Origin of the sequence: Rhodococcus sp. IC4_135, from assembly GCF_011602025.1 — a bacterium.
GTDB lineage: Bacteria > Actinomycetota > Actinomycetes > Mycobacteriales > Mycobacteriaceae > Rhodococcus_F > Rhodococcus_F baikonurensis.
The window spans coordinates 1-25761 of record NZ_JAAOLG010000039.1 but is presented as its reverse complement, the minus strand read 5'-3'; the positions used below and the strand labels follow the sequence as shown (position 1 = coordinate 25761).

10 protein-coding genes, 1 tRNA gene, 1 pseudogene and 1 riboswitch are annotated in these 25761 nt (G+C 63.2%); of the genes and pseudogenes, 6 read left to right on the top strand and 6 right to left on the bottom strand.

Annotation, left to right across the window (positions count from 1 at the left end; all coding sequences use genetic code 11):
- The first annotated feature begins 56 nt into the window (after positions 1 to 56).
- The 3 genes from G8767_RS31570 (at position 57) to G8767_RS31560 (ending at position 18475) form a co-directional block, all read left to right on the top strand.
- Complete coding sequence (locus tag G8767_RS31570; protein WP_240952938.1) at positions 57 to 16733, top strand: non-ribosomal peptide synthetase; 16677 nt, start codon at positions 57 to 59, stop codon at positions 16731 to 16733.
- 150 nt (positions 16734 to 16883) lie between these two features.
- Entirely contained in the window at positions 16884 to 18230 is a 1347-nt protein-coding gene (locus tag G8767_RS31565; RefSeq protein ID WP_166813786.1) for a SidA/IucD/PvdA family monooxygenase, read from the top strand.
- Entirely contained in the window at positions 18227 to 18475 is a 249-nt protein-coding gene (locus G8767_RS31560; RefSeq protein WP_003945538.1) for an MbtH family protein, read from the top strand. Before G8767_RS31565 ends, G8767_RS31560 begins: the two co-directional genes overlap by 4 nt.
- A gap of 80 nt (positions 18476 to 18555) precedes the next feature.
- On the opposite strand, the gene G8767_RS31555 is transcribed toward G8767_RS31560, so the two are convergent.
- Positions 18556 to 19983: a threonine/serine exporter family protein gene (locus G8767_RS31555; RefSeq protein ID WP_007734361.1), complete on the bottom strand. Its 1428-nt coding sequence runs from the start codon at positions 19981 to 19983 to the stop codon at positions 18556 to 18558.
- A 121-nt stretch (positions 19984 to 20104) separates the two neighbouring features.
- Between G8767_RS31555 and G8767_RS31550 the strand changes: the two genes are divergently transcribed.
- Positions 20105 to 20179 (top strand) — tRNA-Thr (locus G8767_RS31550).
- 141 nt (positions 20180 to 20320) lie between these two features.
- Here the strand turns inward: G8767_RS31550 and G8767_RS31545 are convergent.
- The 5 genes from G8767_RS31545 to G8767_RS31525 form a co-directional block, all read right to left on the bottom strand.
- Positions 20321 to 21118 carry a GAF and ANTAR domain-containing protein gene (locus G8767_RS31545; RefSeq protein WP_095971456.1) on the bottom strand — a complete coding sequence of 266 codons (798 nt, stop codon included), beginning with the start codon at positions 21116 to 21118 and terminating at the stop codon, positions 20321 to 20323.
- Between the two features lie 478 nt (positions 21119 to 21596).
- Entirely contained in the window at positions 21597 to 22412 is an 816-nt protein-coding gene (locus G8767_RS31540; RefSeq protein ID WP_095971455.1) for an ABC transporter, read from the bottom strand.
- A gap of 47 nt (positions 22413 to 22459) precedes the next feature.
- Positions 22460 to 22774, bottom strand: a complete 315-nt coding sequence (locus G8767_RS31535) for a multidrug efflux SMR transporter (RefSeq protein ID WP_095971489.1) — start codon at positions 22772 to 22774, stop codon at positions 22460 to 22462.
- A gap of 14 nt (positions 22775 to 22788) precedes the next feature.
- A riboswitch (guanidine-III (ykkC-III) riboswitch) is annotated at positions 22789 to 22851 on the bottom strand.
- A 46-nt stretch (positions 22852 to 22897) separates the two neighbouring features.
- Positions 22898 to 24127, bottom strand: a complete 1230-nt coding sequence (locus G8767_RS31530; protein ID WP_346843056.1) for a hypothetical protein — start codon at positions 24125 to 24127, stop codon at positions 22898 to 22900.
- 31 nt (positions 24128 to 24158) lie between these two features.
- The gene (locus G8767_RS31525) at positions 24159 to 24695 is read right to left on the bottom strand and encodes a hypothetical protein (protein WP_166813782.1); all 537 of its coding nucleotides are present in this window, start codon (positions 24693 to 24695) and stop codon (positions 24159 to 24161) included.
- A 128-nt stretch (positions 24696 to 24823) separates the two neighbouring features.
- On the opposite strand from G8767_RS31525, the gene G8767_RS31520 reads away from it, so the two are divergent.
- Both G8767_RS31520 and G8767_RS31515 read left to right on the top strand, forming a co-directional pair.
- Positions 24824 to 25540, top strand: coding sequence for a response regulator transcription factor (locus tag G8767_RS31520; protein WP_007734368.1), 717 nt, complete (start codon positions 24824 to 24826; stop codon positions 25538 to 25540).
- Positions 25537 to 25761 (top strand): annotated as a pseudogene (locus G8767_RS31515) (two-component sensor histidine kinase); the annotation flags it as partial. The gene G8767_RS31520 and the pseudogene G8767_RS31515, both read left to right, overlap by 4 nt.

The following is a 25761-nucleotide window of genomic DNA, read 5'->3' as shown; positions in this document are numbered from 1 at the left end:
AACTTGCGAGGGTGTTCGTCGTTCGATGAGCATGAACGACGATGATCGGATTCTCGATGTCTGACCACTCTCAGGTAGCTCACCCGTCTGTATCGGGCGGTGGCCATCTGGACGCAGCGCTCCCGGCGACGGCCGCTCAGCGTGAGGTGTGGGTTGCTCAGAACGTCGATCCGAGTAGCCCGGTGTACAACATCGGACTTGTCGTCGAGGTCGACGGCACCATCGACGTCGAGCGCGCCGCAGCGGCGATCAGGGCCACCGTCGGACGCGTCGAAGCACTGTTCGTGAACTTCGAGGTCGATGCCGACAACCAGCTGATCCAGGTGCCGATTCCGGATGCACGCTGGGACGTGGAAATTCTCGACCTTCGGGCCGAGGCGAATCCCGATTCGGCAGCGCAGTCGTGGATGGACACCGACATGGCCCGGGTCTTCGGTGCGGACGATCTGCTCTTCCGTCAGACACTTCTGCTGACGGCCGACGACCGAGTCATCTGGTATCAGCGCTATCACCACAGTGTGGTCGACGGCTACGGCATCTCGCTCATCGTCGCCGACGTCGCAGAAAGATACGACAATCCGAATCTGGGGACTGACGCACCGCGATGGTCACTCGATGCAGTGGTTGCAGCCGATCAGGACTACCGGAACTCTCCGCGGTTCGAGCTCGACCGTCAGTACTGGGTGCAGCGAGTCGAATCAGGACCGGAAGCGACGCGGATTCTGCATGGGCAGGTCGATGATTCGCTGCCCCCGATCTCGGCAGTGCTCACGCTAGATGCCGATCGTGCGGCACAGCTCTATCGCTATGCGGCCGACGCCGGGATTCGGCGAACTCGCCTGCCCATGGCGGCGCTGATCGCGTACATCGCACGAACCACGGGACAGCACGACGTTGTCGTCTCGGTGCCGATGGCGGCTCGGGTGGGGCGCAACATGCGTCGCATTCCCTCGATGGCGTCGACGATTCTTCCGCTGAGTATTCGAGTAGAACGCTCGGAAACCATCGGCCAGTTGGCAACTCGACTCGACACCGCCCTGATCTCGATACTCAAGCACGGGCGCTACCGGGGAGAGGATCTCGCTCGCGACATTCGGGCGATCGATCCCGACCGTCAGGTCTTCGGTCCCGGCATCAACTCGATGATGTTCGAACACACACTCACCTTCGGCGGATGCCCGGTGCGCGTGCGTAATTCGGTAACCGGTCGAGTCAGTGACCTGGATCTGAGTGTGCGCGGTGGTCAGGACGGGGAGCCGATCGAGATCGACGTCCGCGCCCCGGCCGGATTCGACAGGGAGTTGGCCGATCACACCGCGAGAATCGAACAGTTCCTCGATCGATTCGTAGCCGAGCCGCAGCTTCCGATCTCGGCACTCGACCCCATGTCGCTCGCGGAACGAGAACTCGTGCTCCACGGGTGGAACGACACCGCAGAGCCGCAGCCCGTCACGACGGTGCCGGATTTGTTGCGCAGCAGCTTCTCTGCCGATCGGGGCGCTGTCGCCGTGGTCGACGGGGACGTCCGGCTGACCTACGGCGAACTCGAAAGTCGGGTATCACAGCTCGCCGCGCACTTGATCTCTCGCGGTGTTGCGACCGAAACCGTTGTGGCGATCGGGCTTCCGAGATCCGCCGAGATGGTGGTGGGGTTGTTGGCCGTCATGTGTGCCGGTGGTGCCTTCGTTCCGCTGGATCCGTCATGGCCTGCGGAACGCCGCGAATCGGTACTCGCCGACGCGGGCGCCACACTGGTGCTCACCTCGGACGGTGTAGACGACTCCGTTCCGGTCGATCTGACCGCGTGGGCATACGAGGACGGGCCGTCGGTCCTGTCCGAGGTCATGACGCCCGACGTTCGTATTCACGGTGCCCAATTGGCGTACGTCATCTTCACGTCCGGTTCGACCGGACGCCCGAAGGGCGCCATGATCCGCCACGAGGCGATCTGCGCACGGTTGCTGTGGCAGCGAGAGCGGGTTCTCGGGTTCGGATCGAGCGATGCCTCGCTGTTCAAAGCCCCACTCTCGTTCGACATCTCGATCAACGAGATCCTGCTCCCGCTCGTGTCCGGCGGTCGACTGGTGATCGCGAAGCCCGAGGGGGAACGCGACCCGCAATACCTACTCGACCTGATCGCCGGAGAATCGGTCACCTTCGTCTACCTGGTTTCGTCCATGCTCGACATACTGCTGGACCTGGCGAACGAGACCGATCAGCTCGATTCGTTGAAGCACGTGTGGTGCGGCGGTGAGGTTCTCACGCCTGAACTCTTCGACCGGTTCCGCGCCCAACTGTCCACGACGCTGTATCACGGCTACGGGCCGGCGGAAGCGACCATCGGTGTCTCCCATGTGATCTACCGAGAGGACGCGGAACGAATCGCGACCTCCATCGGTCGGCCGAACCCCAACACTCGCCTGTACGTGTTGGACGGCGACCTGCAGCCGGTTCCGGTCGGCACCGGCGGCGAACTCTACGCCGCGGGCTTCCTGCTGGGACGCGGATACGTCGGCGCGTCGGCGCTGACCGCATCTCGCTTTGTCGCGGATCCCTTTGTCACGGGTGATCTGGCCGGATCCCGGATGTACCGCACCGGTGACTTGGCCCGATGGGCCCCGGACGGCACCCTCGACTTCCTCGGACGCACGGACAATCAGGTGAAGATTCGTGGCATGCGCCTCGAACTCGAAGATGTCGAAGCCGCGGTGATCTCGCACCCTGGAGTGCGGCATGTGGCAGTTCTGGTGCGTCAAGCGCCCACAGGGGCAAAGTATCTCGCCGCTTACGTGAGCGCAGCGTCGGGGACTGACCGTGCGATCGACTCGCGGGACATTCGCGAGTGGGCGGCGAGCAAGCTGCCCGACTACATGATCCCGACCACCGTCACCGTCCTCGACGAGTTTCCGCTCACGGCCAACGGCAAACTCGACCGTCGAGCGCTTCCCGAGCCCGATCTAGCCGAACTGAGCGCGCATGTCGCTGCGAGAAACGAAGTCGAACAACAGTTCTGCACGTTGATCGCGTCGGCAGTCGGTCTCGATTCGGTCGGCGTGACCGACGATTTCTTTGCACTGGGCGGGGACAGCATCGTCGCGATCTCGCTCGTGACGGCGGCTCGTGCAGCCGGTTTGTCGATCAGTCCACGCGAGGTGTTCCAACTGCGCACCGCGGAGGCCATGGCGCGTGCCCAATCCGGCCGAACGGCTGAGATCGTCGATCATGCGGACGAACCGATCGGTCACGTAGCCACGACGCCCATCGCTGCCAGGGTCCTCGGGACACCGGACGCAGTACGAACCTTCCATCAGCGAGCGCTGATTCAGACCCCGTCGGCTTTGACGTCCGAACACGTCAAGTCGGCGCTCGATGTCCTCGTGGCGCGCCACGATGCACTTCGTGCGAAGTTGACTCCCGACGGAACGCTGCTTGTTCCGGCTACCAACGAAGCGGCTGTGGTCTTCGAGACCCGGGCGCTATCGGTGCCGCTCGAAGAATGCGGGCCACTGTTAGTCGCCGAGACCGAGCGAGCCGTCAGGCGACTGAATCCGGTTGACGGAACGATGGTCAGTGCCGTTCTTTTCACTACTGCGACAGGTCCTGGGCGACTGTTGCTTGCCATCCACCACGCGGTGGTCGACGGTGTCTCCTGGCGCATCATCCTCGAAGACCTCGCGCGCGCCGGTATCGCAGCGATGAATGGCGACGAACCCTCGCTCGCTCCGGTCGGTACCTCCGTGAGACGGTATGCCGAACTCGTTTCGGAGGCGGTCGGAGCCGGGCGACTGGACTCGGAAATCGAGTTCTGGGACTCGGTCACGTCGGCACAACAGTCACCCCTCGGCCGTCGGGCACTCGACCCGGCAATTGACCCCGCGCGCACCGCTGCGGCGCGATCGATCACCCTGTCTCCGGAATTCGCCGATCGGTTGTTGGGCAGTGTTCCAAGGGCATTCGGGGCCGACGTGAGCGAAGTACTGGTCACCGCACTGGCCGTTGCGCTGACCAAGTGGAGCGGTGCCGGATCGGTGACAATCGACTTGGAAGGTCACGGACGCGACGAGGACGTCGTTCGCGGCGACGGCGCTGCCCACGTCGACCTGACACGAACTGTCGGATGGTTCACCACAGTGTTCCCGGTGGCACTCGAGATCGGTGCAGCCGCTCCGGATCTCGAAGCGAGCGGCGAGTTGGCGGGGGTTCTCAAGAACGTCAAGGAGCAACTTCGACGCGTCCCGAACACCGGCTTCGGATATGGAGCATTGCGATACCTCGGCGGCTCGGATCAGTTGCGTAGCGTCGCAGCGCCCGAGGTGGTGCTCAACTATCTGGGGCGCACTGCAGTTGCGGAGGGGGACTGGTTCCCGGTGTCGATGGACGGTGCTGCCGATCCGTCCATGCCGTTGGGCCACGCACTGTCGGTCGACGTCGTAGCCGAGGACGCTGCGGGTGGTCCACGACTGCGAGCCACCTTGACCTGGGCGTCGAACATCTTCCTGCGTAGCGACATCGACAGGTTTGCGCGGCTGTGGCTGGACTCGCTCAAGGCCGTGGCCGGGCTCGCCGCTTTCGGCGGAGCCACACCGTCCGACTACCCTCTGGTGGCGCTCACTCAGACCGACGTGGACGGGTTGCCGAAGGCGGACGAGATTCTCCCGCTCACTCCGTTGCAGGAAGGGATCTACTTCCATTCGGCATTTGCCGATCCGGGATCGGATCAGTATGTCGTGCAACAGGTTGTGGAACTGACTGGTGCCGTGGACAGCGCATCGCTGCGCCGTGCGCTGCAGTCCGTCGTGGATCGGCACGAGGCGCTGCGCACCGGATTCTCGGTCCTCGGCGACGGTCGAGTGGTGCAGGTGGTGCACCCGAGCGTCGTCGTGGAGATGACAGTAGTCACGGATGCCGGCGCCGACGTGGACGAACTGCTCTCAGTCGACCGCGCGCGCGGGTTCGACCTCGCGCATCCGCCGCTCGTCCGTTACACGCTGGTCCGTGCCTCCTCGGAGAAGTACCTTCTGCTGCAGTCGATTCACCACGCGGTCGCAGACGGATGGTCGGTCCCGGTGATGCTGCGGGAGCTGATGGCGTCGTACAGCGTTGCCGATTCCGGCGTCGTGCTCCCGAACCCGGCGCCGTACCGTAGCTATCTCGAATGGTTGGCCGGTCACGATCACGACGCTTCGGCGGCGGTGTGGCGGAAAGCTCTGAACTCTCCCGGGCCCGCGGTCGAACTTCCCGCGCCGAGTGCGGGCAGCAGCGGGATCCACGCTACCCGAGTCGAACTGACCGACCTAGACACGCGCGCACTGGTGACCAACGGACGCTCACACGGACTGACACTGAGCACGCTCGTGCACGGCGCCTGGGGACTGGTGCTCGGCCGAATGGCCGGCCGAACCGACGTGCTGTTCGGATCAACAGTATCGGGACGCGGTGGAGACCTGCCGGGCATCGAGACCATGGTGGGCCTGTTCATCAACACTGTGCCGGCGCGATTGCGTTTCGATCCGGCAGAGACAGCCTCGCAAGCACTTTCTCGTTGGCAGAGGGAACAATCGGAACTACTCGACCATCAGTACCTGGGTCTACCCGAACTGCGGCGGACCGGCGGACTGGAGCAGAACTTCGAATCACTGGTCGTGTTCGAGAACTATCCACTCGGTGACACCGCTATCGCCGATCCGACGAACTCGGTGCGACTGACGGGAATTCGATTCGACGAGCGGCCGGCCTACCCGGTGACGCTGATCGTCGTCCCCGGCGATCGGTTGGCATTGGAGCTCAAGTACGACGCCGCTCAGGTGGACGGCGATGCCGCTGCGTCGCTGGCCGAAGCTCTCGCAGTCGTACTCGCCGAGCTCTCTCGCGATCTCGACCAGGTCATCGGCCGGATCGCGCTGGCACCCGCACAGCCGGGGAGCGTCGGCACGGCCTTGGATCGGCCGCGCGCAACGCTGACCGAGCTGCTGCGTGATCAGGCCGGGCGTACGCCCGAAGCCACCGCAGTGATCTTCCGTGAAGAGTCGTTGACCTACGCCGAACTTCACTCTCGCGCTGATCGTTTCGCGCACTTGCTGCGCGAACGTGGCGTCGGACGCGAATCGTTGGTGGCCGTTGCCCTGCCGCGCTCCATCGAACTGATGGTCGCGATACTCGGCATCGGAAAGGCCGGGGGCGCCTACGTGCCCCTCGACACCGGTTACCCGGCGGAGCGGCTGACGTACATGCTCGGTGACGCCGATCCGGTGTGCGTCGTGGTGTCGGAAGACTCTTCACTCGATTCGGGTTCGGTTCCGCGGGTGACCGTATCGGAGTCGGCGCAGTTCCCAGCCGATCCGCTGAGTGCCCCAGGATCACCCGCGGATGCCGCGTACATGATCTACACCTCGGGTTCGACCGGTCGTCCCAAAGGTGTTGTCGTCACCCACGAGGGTGTGGTCAACCGATTGCTCTGGGCACAGCAGATACGTCCGATGGACGTTTCCGACCGGATGCTGCAGAAGACCCCGTCCAGTTTCGACGTCTCCGTTCCCGAATTCTTCTGGCCGTTCCTGGTGGGGGCAACCCTGGTGATGGCCGAGCCGGACGGGCACAAGGACCCGGGCTACCTGGCCGACGTCATCGTCGAACAGTCCGTGACCCGAGTGCATTTTGTTCCGTCGATGCTCGAAGTGTTTCTTGCAGAGCCGAAAGCAGCACTGTGCTCTTCCCTCGAGATCGTCAACTGCAGCGGTGAGGCACTGCCCGTTCACGTTGCACGCAAGGTCGCCGAGATCCTGCCGAACGTTCTGGTGGACAACCTCTACGGCCCCACCGAGGCCGCCGTCGACGTCAGTTGGCAGCCGTCCGTTCAGGAAACTCCGGCAGACGCCGTCAGTGTCCCGATCGGCGTACCCGCAGCCGACACCGGCCTGTTCGTTCTCGATCCCTACCTGCAGAACGTCCCGGCCGGTGCCACCGGTGAGCTGTATTTGGCGGGACCACAACTGGCGCGTGGTTACCACGGACGTGGGGGACTCACCTCCGAAAGATTTGTGGCGAATCCGTACAGCGACGGCGGTTCGCGGATGTACCGGACCGGTGACATCGTGCGGTGGAATGCCGACGGCGTCCTCGAGTACCTCGGCCGCGTGGACGAGCAGGTGAAGGTTCGTGGATTCCGCATCGAGCTCGGTGAAATCGAAGCACAGTTGGCGCTGTGCCCCGGAGTCACGGCCAGTGCCGTGATCGTCCGAACAGACGGTCCTGGCAACCGCGCACAGGTGGTTGCCTATCTGGTCGGCGATGTTGATGATGCTGCGGTTCGCGCTCAGTTGCTGTCGGTGCTACCGGAATTCATGGTGCCCAGCGCCTTTGTGCGACTCGAGTCACTGCCGCTGAGCCCGAGCGGCAAGCTCGACCGAAAAGCACTACCTGCACCGGATTTCGCGGCACAGGTGGGCGACTCGACGGGAGTAGTTTCCTCGGGCGTTGCAGACCTTCTCGCCGGGCATTTCGCGACGGTTCTCGGACTGCCCCGTGTCGGGGTGCGCAACGATTTCTTCACTCTCGGCGGCGACAGTATCCTGGCGATCCGACTGGTCAACCTGGCTCGTCGTGATTCGGTAGTGCTGACCCCGCGTCAGATCTTCGAATTGCGCACTCCCGCCGCGATCGCCGCAACGGTGGGTGATGTCGCCACCTCGATTGCCACCGCCTCGGCCGACATCGGTGTGGGTGAGCTGGTACCGCTGCCGGTGGTTCACCGCTTGTCCGAATGGGCGGGTGGTACCGATCGCTTCAACCAGGCAGTTCTGATCCACTCTCCGGCAACATCTCTCGGTTCGATCACCGGTGCGTTGCAGGCGGTGCTCGATCACCACGACGGGCTTCGCCAAACCTTGATCCGACATGACCGCGGCATGTGGTCGGCGCGGGTCGAGGAACCCGGCAGTGTCCGGGCAGCGGACGTGGTCGCCCGAGTCGACGCGCAAGGACTGGACGACGGCGATTTGCGAACGCTCATTGCGGAGCACTCCGAAGCAGCGACCAGTCGATTGGATCCGTCTGCAGGGCGGATGGTCTCGGTGGTTTGGTTCGATTGTGGCGCGGAGAATCTGGGCCGGCTCGCAATAGTCGCGCACCACCTGGTCGTGGACGGGGTTTCCTGGGCAACCCTGCTCGAGGATCTCGCGATGGCCTGGGTGGCAGTCGAAGCCGGAGAGCCCGCCGCACTGGATGCCGTCGGAACTTCGCTGCGTACCTTCTCCCGCACGGTGGCCGAACACGCATACAGTGCTCATCGATTCGCCGAACTCGATCACTGGCTGACCGTGACCGCTCCGGGCGCACAGTTGATCCCCGATGCAGCGGGCGATGCCGTCGTATCCGGAGGCTCGAGGCGCACGGTCACGGTGGACGGAGCAATCTCCGAGGCAGCACTTGGATCGGTTGCGGCAATGGTGGGTGCCGAGGGAACGGATGTTCTGTTGGCAGCGCTGACGATGTCCGTCGATCGCTGGCGTCGCTCCACCGGCCGCAGTGAGTACGAATTGCTGGTCGATCTCGAACGGCACGGCCGGGAGGAGTTGGCGCCGGGAACCGATCTGTCGCGAACAGTCGGCTGGTTCACCACCATCGCGCCCACGCGACTGCACAGCGGAACCGATCCGGTGGATACCTTGCGTGAGGTGAAGGAGAGCCTGCGACGTGCACCGGACGGCGGCATCGGATACGGGATGCTGCGGTACGTGAATGCCCGCACGGCAACGATATTGGCGGGGCGTTCCGAATCTCAGGTGCTGTTCAATTATCTCGGACGTGCGACGGCTCCTGGATCGACCGCATGGTCTCTGGCGGCGGAATCCGACGCTATGTCCACCGATCCCGACGCGGACATGGGAGGCCCGTACCGGCTGATCGTCAATGTCGTGAGTGTCGATTCGGAGCTTCGCGCCGACTTCGCCTGGGCAAGTGAAGATTTGTCCGATACTGACGCGCTGGCACTCTCCGAGGGCTGGGTTTCGGCACTCGGCGATCTGGCGGCTGCGGCCGCACGTCACGACGGTCCGCCCTTCCTGACTCCGTCCGATGTGACCTTGCTCGACCTGAGTCAGGCCGAGATCGACGCGATAGCCGATGCGAGCCCGGCAGGTGTGAGCCGTATCCTGCCGCTGTCACCGTTGCAGGAAGGCCTGTACTTCCAGGCCGGATATTCGGACAGAAGTGAAAGCACTGGCGGGGACATCTACACGGCACAGTTCTCGATGGACTTCGGGCACACGCTCGACGTGGACAGGTTGGCTGAGGCTGCTCGGACACTTCAACGACGAAATCCCACCTTGCGAGCGGGGTTCGTGAGCGAAGGACTGAACGAGCCCGTGCAGTTCTTCAGCGCGGGACTCGACGTTCCCGTTGCCGTCCATGATCTCCGTGAACTCGACGACTCGGCGGCTCGTGAGCGCGCCGAGGGGATCGCTGCCCTGGACAGAGTTACTCCATTCGATCTGACAGCACCGCCGCTGTGGCGTATGAGCGTGCTGCATCTGCCCGGCGGGCACGATCGTCTGGTGATCAACCGGCAGTTCCTGCTGTGGGACGGCTGGTCCAACGGCCTTGTCGTCAGCCAGCTTCTGGCGCTCTACGATACCGGTGGCGACGACAGCGCCTTCGGTGAACCCGAGGGGTCGTTCGAGACGTACCTCGCCTGGTTGGCCGATCGCGACGGTGCTGCCGCCGACGAGGCGTGGCGCGGAGCGCTGGCAGGCCTCGAGGAGCCGACGCTTGTCGCCGTGCCGGCGCCGGACGCCGAACGTCAGCTTCCGGATCGCCGAGATGTGGTTCTGCCGGAATCGCTTTCGCGCGCCCTGCGTGAGCGTGCCGCCGCGTCCGGCGTCACGTTCAACACCGTACTGAACGCAGCGCTGGCCCTGGTGCTGGCGTCGGCCACCGGTCGACAGGATGTCGTCTTCGGCTCCACCGTTGCCGGAAGGCCTCCCGAGGTGCCGGGAATCGACACCGTGGTGGGAATGTTCCTCAACACCGTTCCCGTTCGGCTGGAACTGGATCCGAACGAGAGCGTCGACGAACTTCTTCGCCGCACGCAGGCGGATCGTCTCTCACTGATGCCGTTCGACTACCTCGGCTTGGCCTCGATTCAACGTCTGTCCGAACATCGTCAACTGTTCGACGTGCTGATAGTCCTGCAGAACTTCGTGGACGAGAAACAAGTCGACGCACTCAATGCCGCTCACGACGTGAGCGGCAGCGACAGTATCGATCACACGCACTATCCGCTGACCGTCGTGGTCACACCGGGTACCACCGTCAACGTCAAGTTCGAGTTCCATCCGCATCTGGTGACCGCGCGTCGAGCCGAGGACCTGCTCGGTCACTTCGTCGACCTGCTGCAGAGTTGGTCGCAGGACATGACAGGTTCGGTTGTTGCGACTCCGGTGCCTGTAGTGGCGCAGCAGACGCAGATCCGAGAGTTGCCGGAGCGCACCATTGCCGACTTGTTCGAAGAGGTGGCGTCGGTGCAACCGAACGACACGGCACTCGTGTTCGGGAAGCGTCGGATGACCTATGCCGATCTCGACGGCGAGATCAACCGGATGGCGCGGTTGCTGATCAACTACGGGGCCGGTCCGGAAAGAATTGTGGCCCTTGGTCTACCACGATCGGTGGACATGGTTGTCGCGCTCTTCGCCGTATTGCGTACCGGCGCGGCCTACCTACCACTCGAACTCGACCATCCAGCCGAACGGTTGGCCGTGATGATCGACGACGCGCGGCCCGTCGTGTTGCTGACCACCGTTGCCGCCTCACCGAAGTTCGACGGCGCGGACGTCCGCACTATCGTGATCGACGAGCCGGACACTGCGGCAAGGAGACTGACGATCTCGGCACGGGCGCTCTCCGCGTCGGAACTCGGAGCATTCGCCCCGGGGGCACCGCATCGACTCGACCACCCCGCGTACGTCATCTACACCTCCGGCTCGACCGGCAAGCCCAAGGGCGTGGTCACCGGATACCGCGGCTTGACGAACATGCAGTTCAACCACCGCGAGGCGATCTTCGAACCGGTCATCGCCGCGGCGGGCCGGCGCCTGCGGATCGCGCACACCGTGTCCTTCGCCTTCGACATGTCGTGGGAGGAACTTCTGTGGCTCGTGGAAGGCCACGAGGTGCACATCTGCGACGAGGATCTGCGTCGTGATGCCGAGGCGCTCGTCGCATACTGCGACGCTCAGGACATCGACGTCGTCAACGTGACACCGACCTACGCGACGCACCTGATCGACAGCGGACTTCTCGACGACGGTGTGGGGCACCACCGCCCGCCACTGGTCCTGCTCGGTGGTGAAGCCGTTCCGGATTCGGTGTGGAACCGGCTGCGCGACACCGAGGGAACCGTGGGCTACAACCTCTACGGTCCGACGGAATACACGATTAACGCCCTCGGTGGCGGAACTGCCGACAGTGACACCCCGACCGTCGGTAAGCCGATCTGGAACACCACGGCGCACATTCTCGACAGCTGGCTGCGACCGGTCCCCGACGGAGTTGCCGGCGAACTGTACATTGCCGGAGCTGGTTTGGCTCGCGGCTACCTCGGACGCTTCGCGCTCACGTCCGAGCGCTTCGTCGCCGATCCGGCTGGGACCGGAGAACGTATGTACCGCACCGGTGACTTGGTGCGGCGACGCGGTGACGGCAACCTTGACTTCCTCGGCCGCACCGACGATCAGGTGAAGATCAGAGGTCACCGGGTCGAGCCGAGCGAAATCGTCTCCGTTCTCGAATCCGACGAACACGTGCGGCAAGCAGCGGTGGTGGTCGACGTCGGGGCGGGTGGAGTCAAGAGACTCGTCGGCTACGTGACACCGGTGCGCCTCGGCGTCGCGCACGACTACCGCGCGCGGGCGCGCGTTCTCCTGCCCGACTACATGGTTCCGGCCGTGGTCGTCGAGGTGGAGACATTGCCGATGACCGTCAACGGAAAGCTCGACGTCAAGGCGCTGCCCACGGCCGATTCGGTGCTGGGGGAGCGCAGTGGGGTAGCGATCGCGCCCAGAAACCGTACGGAAGAGGTCCTCTGCGAACTCTTCTCCGACGTGCTGGACGTCGACGGCATCGGTGTCGACGACAACTTCTTCGACCTCGGTGGTCACTCGCTTCTGGCCACCAAACTGATCAGCCGAACTCGGATCGCCATTCCCAACGCTCTGACCATGCGTGATCTCTTCGAAGCACCGACGGTCGCGGAACTCGCGGAACGTATTGCGGCCGAGCAGGGATCGACGCGACCGGTGCTGGTCGCGAAGCCGCGACCGGACCACCTCCCCCTTTCTGCCGCTCAACAGCGATTGTGGCTGATCGGACAGATGGAGGAGAACTCCGCGGCCTACAACTTCCCGATCGTGCTCCGCTTGGACGGTGCACTGGACGCGGACGTCTTCGCCGCGGCGCTGGACGATGTGGTCGAACGACACGAATCCTTGCGTACGGTGTTCAGGTTGGTCGACGGAACGCCGGAACAGATAATTCTCGAATCGGCGACGGTTCCGGTCGAGACAGTTCATTCAGGAGAAGCCGGCGGCGCCGGTGAGGTTACAGCGGCGGTGGGCCGTCCGTTCGACCTTGCGAACGAGATTCCGATTCGTGCACGTCTGATCCGGGTGGACGATGCAGTAGTCGTCGTGATCGTTCTGCATCACATCACAACGGACGAATGGTCCGATCGACCGTTCCTTCGGGATCTGATGTCTGCCTACTCCTCTCGGATTCAGGGCGAGGAGCCAGCTTTCGAACCGCTTCCGGTGCAGTACGCGGATTACACCCTGTGGCAAAGGGAATTACTCGGCAGCGCCGACGATCCGTCGAGCGTCCTGAGCACGCAGTTGGACTTCTGGGCGAAGAGTTTGGACGGCGCCCCCGAAGAACTGTTGCTTCCCGCCGATCGGAGTCGACCAGCCAGACCGAGTTTCTCCGGTGGGGCAGTGGTGACACGGTTGGGCATGGAGACAACTGCTGCATTGCGGAATCTGGCGCGCGAGAGCCAGAGTTCGATGTTCATGGTCCTGCACGCGGCGTCGGCGGCGTTGCTGACTGCGCTCGGAGCGGGTGAGGACCTTCCCCTCGGCGCTCCGGTAGCCGGACGCAGCGAACAGGGGCTCGACGACTTGGTCGGCTTCTTCGTCAATACCATTGTGCTGCGCACGGATACGTCGGGCAACCCGACGTTCCGGGAGTTGGTGGATCGCGTTCGGGAGGGAGATCTCGAGGCCTTCGCCAACGCCGACGTTCCGTTCGAAACTGTGGTGGAACGCCTCAATCCGTCGCGCACCCTGGCACGCAACCCGCTGTTCCAGGTGATGGTCGGCTATCACAGCCGCGAGGAGACGGGCGGGGATCCGTTCGAATTCGAGGAGTACACGGCCAAGTTCGATCTGGTGTTCAACTTCACCGAGTACCTGGGCGACGAAGGCTGCATCGACGTCCGGCTCGAATACGGCAGTGACCTCTTCGATCGCGAAACCGCACAGCGAATTTCGAACCGATTGGAATCGGTGATCTCTGCAGTCGTGGAATCGGCCGACATTGAGATCGGTGACATCGACATCTTCTTGCCAGGCGAACTCGAACAAGTTGTCACCGCGTTCAACGACACCGCCGTCGACGTGCCGGAAGAGACGTTCTACGACGCTTTCGCGCGTGGAGTCGCTGCTACGCCCGAGGCGATTGCGGTGCGCGACGAAGCGGGGCAGGCCACGTACCGCGAACTCTCCGAGCAGTGTGATCGGATAGCCGGTGTGCTGTATCGGCGCGGGGTCTCGGTCGAAGACGTGGTGGGACTTGCCGTCCCGCGCTCGGTGGAGATGGTCGCGTCGGTCCTCGCCGTGCTCAAGCTGGGGGCAGCGTATCTGCCCCTGGACTTGAGTCACCCGAGCGAGCGCATCACGTACATGCTCACCGATTCTCGCTCCTCGGTACTGCTGTCCACCTCCGAGGAGGGTTCTCGAATCGAGGATGTGGTCGGCGTCGAGCGAATCCTCCTGGACGATCCGCTGATCCGTGCAGAACTGGACGAGGCAGCGATCGTGGAAACTCCCCGGCCACCAGTTGGCGTCAGCCACGCTGCTTACGTCATCTACACCTCGGGTTCGACCGGCAAGCCGAAGGGAGCCGTGCTGTGCCACGACGGTATTCCGAGTCTTGTTGCCACAGCCGAGGTTCGGATGCGACTGGTACCGGGTTCGGTGGTGATGCAGTTCGCTTCGGTCGGCTTCGACGTCGCGGTATTCGAACTGGCGATGGCTCTGTGCACGAGCAGCACCCTGGTGATCGTGCCGCAGAGCGCCCGGGTTGCCGGCCCGGCGCTGACCGATTTCATGACGAACAATCGTGTCACCCACGCGATCATCCCGCCCTCGTTGCTGGCAGCCCTTCCGGCAGGATGTGAAGTACCGCAAGGCTGCACCGTGTTGGTCGGAACCGAGACGGTGCCGCCGGAGCTGATCGGGCGATGGGCAGAGCGGCTGAATTTGCTTGCCGCGTACGGACTCACCGAAGCCACGGTAAACAACACACTGTGGCAGGCGGAGCCAGGTTGGAACGGCGCCGTGCCCATCGGAATCCCCGACCCCAACGAACAGGCGTACGTGCTCGACGATCAACTGCGTCCGGTTCCGCCGGGAGTATCCGGCGAGCTGTACATCGCGGGCCGCGGCCTGGCGAGAGGCTATCTGGGCCGATTCGATCTGACGGTCCAGAGATTCATTGCTGATCCCTTCACCGCAGGCGATCGCATGTATCGCACCGGTGACCGAGCGCGGTGGCGGGCTGACGGGAACATCGACTTCCTCGGCCGTGTGGACGATCAGGTCAAGATCCGTGGTTTCCGAATCGAATTGGGCGAAATCATCGGAGCCCTCAGTGCCCATCCGACGGTGAAGCAGGCAACGGTCGTCGCGGATCGGCAGGGCGAAATCACGCGTCTGGTCGGTTATGTGTCACCCGAGCCCGGCGTGGTGGTGGACACGACGGCAGTGCGCAATCTCGCTGCAGTGTCGTTGCCCGACTACATGGTTCCGACGATGGTCGTCGCCCTCGACGGCCCCCTGCCGTTGACACCCAACGGAAAGCTCGACCGCAAGGCGTTGCCCGCTCCGGACTGGTCGGAGCTGGCAGGTGATGTTGCTCCTCGCACTGTCGTGGAGTCCACCGTTGCGGCTGCCTTCGCGGACATACTGCAACTCCCGAGCGTCGGAGTCCACGACAGTTTCTTCGAACTCGGTGGGCACTCGATGGCGTCGATGAAACTGGTCGGTCGCATTCGTGAAGCATTCGGTGTGGACATCAGTATTCGAGACGTGTTCGATGCACCGAGCGTGGCCGAGTTGGCGGCAGTTGTTGCGCGTTCGGAAGGTGGACGCCCGGTCCTGGCACCGGCGGTGAGGCGTCCGGAGACCAGGGGTCTGTCTGCGCCGCAACGTCGTCAGTGGGAGTTGTTCCGTTCTGCCGGCGCACATCCGCAAGCGAGCCATGCTCTGGCACTGACCCTGAAATCGAAGATCGATCCGGAGATTCTCGGGCACGCATTGGACGATGTGACATCGCGGCACGAACCCCTGCGGACCACATTCGTCGAGGTCGACGGCATCATCGTGGCGAGGGAATCGGTTCGGCCGACTGTCGATGTCGTCGATGTCGGTGCCGGCGACCTGGGCCGAGCGGTGTTCGAGTTGGCTCAACTTCCGATGGATCTGCGTGAGCAACCGCCGTTGCGAGTGCACCTCGTGCTCGGTGAAGACGGTTCTCGGACACTGCTTCTCGTCATGCACTACATCGCCGTCGACGAGTGGTCCGTAGTGCCGCTGTTGGGAGATCTGGTCTCTGCTTATGCAGCCAGGTCGCAGGGAGATCAACCGGTCTGGGACGAGCTTGCGTTGACGTACGCCGACTACACCGTGTGGTCGGACGAGCTCTTGGGAGACCCCCTGGACGTGGGCAGCCGCGCGTCGAAGCAACTTGCGTACTGGCAGGATGCGCTCGACGGAATACCGACCAGTGTGAATCTTCCGTTGCCGGAAGATGACTCGGAGCCTCGGGGCGACGTGGTCTCTGTCGACATCGACGCCGATCTGCACGCCAGGATCGATGCTCTGGCAGCGCGCACCGGCACGAGCATGTTCATGGTCCTGCAAGCCGCGCTGGCCGCCGTTCTCACGAAGGCTGGGGCCGGTACCGATCTTCCGATCGGTTCGCTGGTTGCGGGCAGGTCGGATCCCCGTCTCGAACCGATGATCGGATCCTTCTTCAATGTTGTTCTCCTGCGCACGGATACGTCCGGTAGTCCGACGTTCGTAGAATTGCTGGCTCGGGTGAGGGAGGGGAATCTGGAAGCGCTGAGCAATCAGGACGTCTCATATGTGTATGTCGAGCAGGCTCTGGGTAATCCGGCGTCCATGAGACCTCAGGTGATGGTGATCCATCACCAACAGGCGGATTTGGACGGGCTCGGCGACTTCGGTTCTCTCGTACCGATTCCGGTGGGAGTACCCGATGCGGATGTGACGTTGAGTTTTTACGAGCCGGTTGGCGAAGGGCCTGTTTTTGCAACTCTCGGGTTCCGTGCCGACCGCGTCGACGCGGTCGCAGTCCGTGAATGGGCAGGTCAGCTGGTCGACGTGATCGAGGCCGCGGCCATCGTCGACGGGGACGACGTGAAGGAGGCGGCGAAACTATGACATACGTCGCATCGCTCCGCGGGGTCGACCGCTATACGAGGGCTCACAGTATTGATACCCTCACCTCATTAAGGGTAGCCTTTGCTACTTACTTCGGGACATCGATTGGCGACCGTATCAGGTCGTCCCGTCGGGGATGGACTACCTGTAATGAGTGAATCACCGAGAGACTCCAGCGCCGAACCTGCCATTGTCGACATCGTCGGCGTCGGGTTCGGGCCGGCCAACCTCGCGTTGGCCATCGCTGTCGAAGAACACAATGCAAATTGTGCAGCCGTTGATCGGGTGAACGCGCGGTTCTTCGAAAAGCAGTCTCAGTTCGCGTGGCATCCCGGGATGCTGCTCGACGGTGCCACGATGCAGATCGCGTTTCCGAAGGACCTGGTGACCTTCCGCAACCCGCAAAGCGGATACAGCTTCTTCTCGTATCTGTTCGAGCAGGGTCGGCTGGTCGACTTCGTCAACCACCAGACCTTCTTCCCCACACGCCACGAATTCAACGACTACCTGTGCTGGGCAGCTCGACGAGTCGACGCGGACGTGCAGTTCGGGACAACCGTCGACGGGGTCGAGGGCATCAAGAACTCCGACGGCGTGGTCGATCGCTTTGCGGTTCGCACAGCCGACGGTGACACGGTGATCGCGCGCAACATTGTCGTCGGAGCCGGGCTGAAAGAGCGGATCCCGGAATGGGCAACGCCGTCGTCCCGGTGCTTCCACAATCACCAGTTCCTCTTCCACCTCGAAGCCATGCCGGAGCCCGTACACAACCGGTTCGTCGTTCTCGGCGCCGGCCAGAGTGCCGCAGAGATCGTCGACTACCTGCACACGAACTACCCGACCGCCGAAGTTCACAGTGTTTTCGCCCGCTACGGCTACAGCCCGGCAGACGACAGCCCGTACGCGAACCGCATCTTCGATCCCGAAGCCGTCGATCAGCTGCACGGCGCCGACGCCGCGGAACGACGTCGACTGCTCGATTTGCACCGCAGTACCAATTACTCGGTCGTCGACATCGAACTGATCAACAAGCTGTATGCCACCGAGTATCAGGAGATGGTTCGTGGGCCGCGGCGACTGTTCATGCGTCGGGCCTCGGAGATCGCGAGCGCTGTCGAGACGGAATCCGGCATCGAACTGGCCGTCCGTAGCAACCTCGACGGCTTGACCGACACGCTGTCGTGCGACGCACTCATTCTGGCCACGGGTTTCACCCCGGCACCGCTGGACAATTTGTTGGGTGAACTCGTGCCGGATTCGTCCGTTCCGCGTAACGTCAGTCGGGATTATCGACTGGCTGTAACGGAGGACGTGACAGGCGGTATCTATCTGCAGGGTGGGACAGAACAGACTCACGGATTGACGTCGTCGCTGCTGTCGAACGTGGCAGTGCGGGCGGGGGAGATTCTGGCGTCGGTACTGAGCCACCAGAACCGAACTGGTGCGCTTGCTAGTCTGGGCGCACAAGACACGTACGTAACGAGTGAGGCGAGATGAGCACTAACCCTTTCGATGACGAAGACGGCCGCTTCTACGTGCTGGTGAACGACGAGGACCAGCACTCGCTGTGGCCCACGTTTTCCGAGGTCCCCGCCGGCTGGCGCGTGGTGTTCGGCGAAGACAGCCGCAAGGCGTGCCTCGAATACGTCGAGGCGAACTGGACCGACATGCGTCCGAAGAGCCTGCGCGAGGCCATGGAAGCCGATCAGGCTGCCGGCGGAAAGCATGCAGTCGAGAGCTGATTCTCACCGCTCGGAAACCGCCGAGTGAACCGAAAGAGCTGGGCACCGTCAGGTGCCCAGCTCTTTCTGCTCGTATCTCTCTACTTCTCGGTGACGGGAACCCGGCGTCTGCGCTTGCGGACCATCGGCCGGCGTAGCGAGTCGACGCGCATCAGGATTCGGGGACGACGCAGCGTGCGCGCTCCCCATTCGCCGAGTGTCACGCCCGCGGCCAGGGCGCAGCCGATGCCGAAGGCCGACAGCAAGGCAGTCAGGCCGATCAGTACCTGGTCGTTGAGCAATGCGTACAGGCCTCGATACAGCGACAGACCGGGGAGCAGGGGAGTGATGCCGGCGACCGCGACAACCAGCGGAGGCGTCAGGGCGCGACGTGCCATCAGGCCACCGGCGAGACCGACCACGGTTGCGGCGATCGCGGCGGCGATCACAGGGCCGACGTCGAGTGTCTGCACGAAGATCGACACACCACTGCCGGCCGCGCCGCCCAGGAACGCCGCGGTCAGTGCGCGGCGCTCGGCATAGCAGGCAAGCGCGTAGAAGACTGAAGCACACGCACCGGAGAGCATGAGGATCGGCAACTGGGTGATGGTGGAGACTTCCACGTTGATCGGCGGAAGCGTCGAACCCAGCATTCCGGTCATCCGCAACGAGATCGCGACGCCCGCGATGATGCCGCCCGTCATCATCACCACTTCGAAGAATCGCGCGACAGCCGTGATCGGCGCACCCATGATCGCGTCCTGGACCGAGCCCACCAACGACAGCCCGGACAGCAGGACGACCACTCCGGCCGCGATCACCAACGACGGCCGGATACTGATCCCCAGCTGGTCCTGAAAGGTATAGAGCGTCGCTGCGGGCGCAGCAGCGATGAGACCACCGACAACCTGCTGGAAGAAGAACGGCAACCCGAACCGGTTCAGTACGCGGTTGACGCGGTCGATCACCATCGTCGTCAGAAACGCGACTGTGGCAACGAGAAACCCGCCGCCGAGCAGGACGGAGACCGAAGCCGCCATCGCAGCCCAGGCCATGGTCGCGGTCCATCGGTTGTACGGGTGGGGCGCTGTCGTGATGGCTGTGAGCGCGTCGTGCGCTTGGTCCGGGGTGATCGCCTCACGACGGATACGACGCGTCAGTCGGTCGACAGCCGCCAATCGTGTGAAGTCCATCGAGCGGTAGTGGACGATGCGCATCGTGCTCGCCGGCGGTCGCGTCGGGCCGCGATAGGCAGAGAGCACAATCGAGTTGTAGGTGACGTCGACGTCACACTGGGCAAGGCCGTAGGTAGCGGCGATGAACTGCACCTGCTCCGCCGTGTCCATGGCCGCCGTCCCGGATGCGAGGAGGACTTCGCCGACCCGAACCGCCAGGTCCAGGACTTCTGCGACGACGGCGTCGTCGGTGAGGTCGATCGGTTGAAGCGGTGCGGGAGCCGACGTGACCGTGTCGACGGTGGCTTGGCGGTTACCCGTCAGGCGTGTGAGTACTTCGGTGAATTTCGCCATCAGGGGGCGGAGTGGGAGTTGCGCATGGGGCCCACGCTATCTAACGTGACCCGGGCGCGGCCACCGTGACGGCTTGGATATGATGGCTCCGCAAGTCAGTCGCGGGAACGCGTCGGTCTTCGCCTCCTTAGCTCAGTGGTAGAGCACTCGCCTTGTAAGCGAAAGGTCGTCGGTTCAATCCCGACAGGAGGCTCCATCGAAGAGGGCACCCACCGAGAATTTGGTGGGTGCCTCTGTGTTTGCCGAGACGCTGTGTTTGCCAGGATGCGGTGTTTGCCGAGACGCTGTGTTTGCCGAGATGCTGCTGTGTTTGCCGGCCCGGTTCAGCAGGCCCGGATCAGTTGGTCTCCGGCTTGTTCGTAGCCTGACGCGGGTCGATCGCGCCGTCGATGTACTGCTGGGCGATCACTCGCAGTTTGACGTTGCTGCGCTGCGAGTCCTGGATGAGGATGCGGAAGGCTCGGTCGGCGTCGACGCGATGAGTGCCCATGATGATGCCCTTGGCCTGTTCGATGACGCCTCTCGATTCGAGTGCTCGCTCGAGGTCCATCGCGTGCTTTCTGGCGATGTCGAGGCGCTGCGAGCTGTGCAGTGCGTAGGCCGAGGTCACGGCGAACAGTTGAAGCAGTGCGACGTCGGCTCCGGTGAAACCTCGGAGGTCGTGGCTGTAGAGGTTGAGGGTCCCCAGCGGGCGATCTCTACCGGGCAACGGCATCGACAAGAAGCTGACGGCGCCGACTGCCTTTGCCGCGCTTGCGAATTGAGGCCACCGGCTGTGAGCTTCGCTGGCATGTGCGCGGACAACCGTTCCTGTGCGTGACGACGTCACACTCGGTCCGTAGTCCAGTCGGAATTGAATCGAGTCGACGGTGCGAACAAGTTGGTGGGTGGCGGCTACGGTTCGGAACGTCGAATCCGAACCGCCGATGGTAATTCCGGCCATGTCCGCGTCGGCGATGAGGTCGACGGCGTGTTTGCAGACCTGTTCGAGGAACTGCTCTGCCTGAGCGTGTGGATCGAGGTGCGCATAGAGCGATTGCAAGGCGTCCGAGGCGGCGTCCAGGCTGTCCTGCGACGCGGAATTTCGGCCCCCGGTGGGGCCGCGGTGTTCCCTGGCAATGCGCGGCGCCGTCATTGTTTCAACCACCCTTCCCCATCACGTCGCAGGCATGTCCGATTCGTCTTATTGTTGCACCGGACTAACTGTTGTGCACTCTGTTTGGGTGGACAAGTGTCTGATGAGACGGACGGTTATGTGGAGTGGGCTCCGTATGCCCAATCGTGATGTTTGATTCGGCCGTTAGCGGGTAGTGCGCCGATCTTGGAATTATGTTGTCCTGCAACAGTTAACGTGAAAACTGCGACCGGGGTACAAGTTTTCTCCGCAATGGCGCGCAGGTCGCGAACTTGGCCTATTGTCAGCGCCAGCGCACAATCTTGTACGCGTAACCCGTAGACAGTGAAGGGGATACGACGATGAACGGACTGATCGCGGCTCTGAACAGCGGAATGACAGTTGGCTTGGCCAACACGATCCTGACTTTCGGCGGAATCATCATCAATCTCAATATCGTGATCAACAACTGACCGCGTAATCGGCGAGTAACCCTTCGTTATGCCGACTCGATCGGAAGGTCCGGCCCTGGGCGCTCGCTCTTGCTCTTGAGCCACCGATTGGGAAGTTTGCCGGCCAGTTCTCCGAGTGGACCGACTGCAGCACTGAGGATTCCGACGGTTTCTTGAAGTACCTCGATGCTTGCGCTCATTCGCTCGAGGTTGGGGGCGAGGGAAGTCAAGGTGTCGGACAGTGCAACGATCTGGTCAAGCGGGCCGCCTTCGGCGATGAGCCGCTCGAAGGCGCCGTTCTCTGCCAGGAGTGTTTCGAGGATGCCGTTCTCGGCCAGTGCGCGATCGATGACGCCGTCCTTGGCCGTCAGGCGTTCGACGGCACCGTCCTGTGCCGTCAGGCGTTCCAGCGGACCGTCCTCGGCCATCATTCGATCGAGTAATCCGTCCGGGGCGAGTAGCCGCTCCAAAGCGCCGTTCTCGGCGAGCACTCGATCCAACGGACCGCCCGGGGCCAGAAGTCTTTCGAGTGGTCCGCCGGGAGCGAGTAGTCGTTCGAGTGTGCCGTCGGGTGCGGTCAGTTTGTCGACCGGACCGCCGGGTGAGAGAAGTCGATCGAGCGGCCCACCGGGGGCCAAGGCCTGCCCGATGGGCCGATCGTCTGCAGTAAGCGATGACAACTGCTGGATCATCTGCATGGGTCCGCGGGGGCTTGCCAGGCCGGCAGCACCCGCCGTCACGGCGCCGGTATTACCGACGGCGATACGAACTGTCGTGACCGTCAGCTCCGCGATTCCCAAACTGATCTCTGCGGCTGCAATGCCCGCGCGTAGGGGAAGCGTGAGCATCTCCAGCAGTTTCATGCATTAACTGTAACCGGTAACACACAAACACTCACCAGGATCGCCGGTCAGTGAAGGACCTTCAGACCGACGACACAACCGACGATGCCAAGGATCAGCAGTATCTTGACGACCGACGTGGACTCCGCGCCGGTGACCATCGCATATCCGACGGTGAGGGCAGCGCCGATGCCCACCCAGACCGCGTACGCAGTCCCGATGGGAAGGGTGCGCATTGCGTAGGCCAGACCAGCCATACTGACGATCAGGCCGAGGACGAAGACGACGGTGGGTGACATCTTGCTGAATCCGTCGGACTTACCGAGTGCGGTAGCCCAGACAGCTTCGAAAAGTCCGGAAATGACGAGCACGATCCATGCCATGGTGAACAACTCCCAAGGCACCGTCTTTTCGCTGGCCGGGTACGGTGCGCTCGTCCGGATGTCGTCGTTGACCAACCAACCATAGCAACAGAATTCTGCGTTCCGACCCGATCAGCTGGCGATTTAGGTCACCACCGCCATTCTAACTCTCTTCAGATGGATGGTCGTCATGGCCACCACGATCGTCGCCGTCGCCGCGAGAACGGCCAGTGGAATCGACGTGTTCACCGTGGCAGGGCCGTGTTCGGCGAACGGACCGTTCGACCACCCGAATTCCTGCGCGGCCGGGTCCAAGAAGGTCGCTGAAACCGAGAACAACGTGAGAGCGAAGGGCAGTACGGCCCCGCTCGAAACTGCTCCGACAGCAACAGGCAGGCATGACGCGACGGCCAGTCCCAGCGCAAGCGGGAGGACGAGGATGTGGGTAACCGTGGTCGGGGCGGCACCCAGCAGTCCCGAGAGTGTGGTCACGGCAAGGAGTCCCAGCCCGAGTTGGGGCATCGGTCTTTTCCAGCCGACGACGACGCCCAGCGCCAGAGCAGCAGCGCTCGCGGGTATCGCCCAAGTCCAGTCGGACGAAAAGCGGATCGTGCCGACCGAAACCGCGCTGACTGCAAGTCCGACGAGTATGAAACGACCGTCGTGTGGGGGCAACCGCCAAGCCAGTGCGACGGTTGCGGCAACCGCGATCCCCACTGCAGTCAACCAGGACCCATGTGATGTCGACGGCGAGCCCAACCACACATAGAGAGCCGTGAATGCCAGAGGCAGAACAACTCCCAGCGTCACCAGGCGTGTGTCGACGTCGTCCGGTGCCTGCTCTGAGCGTGCGACTGAGGCGACCCCGCCCACGAGAAGAGTTGCAGCGAGCAGAATCCAGACGGGAACCGTGGACGGCACGGGATAGGTATCACCTGGAAGTGTGAGTGACCATCGGGCGACGCGATCGCGCCACAAGTCCGCGGCGCCGAAGTACAGGGTCGTCGTGATCAGCCCGAGTGCGAGAGCGATTTGTGCTCCGCGGTGCCCCTTCGTCGGAAATGCCGCCGCAGCGAGGAAAGCGCCGGCCCCGATTGCATTCAGAGTCACCGACATTTGGGCGGAGATCGAAACGAATGTCGGTAGCGCGATGGCGAGGGCGCCGGCCGCAGCGAAGACACTCGCGAATCCGCCACGTCCCCAGCGATGCAGTAGCGCAACGCCGACTGCGGCAACTACCGCGGCGGTTGCTCCCGCCCACTGCGGCGTGATCACCACCGAGGTAACGCCGTCGTCGGAGAACGAGAAGTCGTCCACTCGCGACTCGGCCACTGCGTATGCGGCCACCACGCCGCCGACCAACGCAGACGCCACAGGACCGTAGAGCTGAGCGATTTGAACTGAGCTAGGTTGCTGCATAATTGGTCGCATTTTTGCACAACTCTCCGATGCGACCGACCGTCACGTCACCGTGCGGATCCATCCACACCGGTTCCCCGTCTCGACGTCGAGGAACAAGCAGATGGCGCCCTCGGCTCGGCCACTGGACGAAGTCGTAGCCGGCCAATTTGGTCTGAACGATATCGGCGACCCACACCGCAGCGTCCGCGAATGCAGTGTCCATCGATATTGCGTCGTCCATCGGCATTGCGTCTTCCATCGGCATTGCGTCGAAGTGGCTGAATCCGCCGATGTTGCGTGCGCCTTGCCAGCCGATCGTGACGTTGTAGTCGCTGTTGATCGAAAATTCCCAGATCAGACGATCGACAACCACTTCAGGCCCGAATCGCAGACAACGCAGATCTTGGGCAACAGCAGCAAGGGCTTGTGCCCAAGACTCCGGTGGTGCGAAGCCAGGATCCTCGCCGGGATCGGTGTTGTTGGTGAACAGAGGAATGCGCCAGGTCAAGCAGTCTCTGTTCCACAGTGGAGGCAGTGACATGCCGCGTCCTTCCGGTTCGTGGGCCTGCGCCCCAGCTTTTCACCTGCACTCAGCTTTTCACCTGCACTCGGCCGTTCACAGGAAGCTCCCAGGGAACATACAGCGGGATTCCAGTGCCAAGGGAGAAGATGGTTCTCGTGACCGACAAGACCCCTGAAGCCCGCATCCTCGTCGTCGACGACGAACCCACCATCGTGGAGTTGCTCTCCGTGAGCCTCCGGTTCCAGGGTTTCGAGGTGGCAACTGCTTCGAGCGGCGCGCAAGGTCTGGACGTCGCACGGACTTTCCGCCCCGACGCGATTGTTCTCGACGTTATGATGCCCGGGATGGACGGCTTCGGTCTGCTTCGACGCCTCCGCGCCGACGGCGTGGACGCGCCGGTCCTGTTTCTGACGGCGAAGGATTCGCTTGACGACAAGATCAGTGGTCTGACCCTCGGCGCGGACGACTACGTCACCAAGCCGTTCAGCCTCGAAGAGGTCGTGACGAGGTTGCGGGTCATCCTGCGCCGTGCCGGTCGCGGTGTCGCGCCGGAGCAGTCGCCGCGCGTGAAGTTCGCCGACATCGAACTCGACGACGACACCCGTGAGGTCTGGAAGAAGGGCGAACTGGTCGCACTCTCACCCACCGAGTTCACACTGCTTCGCTACTTCATGGTCAACGCCGGGACGGTTCTCAGCAAGCCGCGGATTCTCGACCACGTCTGGAACTACGACTTCGGCGGGGAGGTCGGAGTCGTCGAGTCCTACGTGTCCTACCTGCGTCGCAAGGTGGATACGGGGGAGACACCGCTGATTCACACATTGCGTGGGGTCGGCTACGTGATGCGTGAACCGCGGCAATGATCGCCGCCGCGGAAAACGATCAGCTTCCGAAGCGGGGTCGTTTCCGCCTCCATTCACTGCCGCTGCGCTTCACACTGGTTGCCGCTTTGCTGGTGTTGGCCGCGCTGGGTTTGTTGGCGTCGGGCGTGGCGGTCACTTCTGCTCTCGAGAATTCGCTGACCCAGCGGACCGACAAAACGCTGTACGAGGCGGTCGACGGTTGGGCGAAGCCGCACACCAGA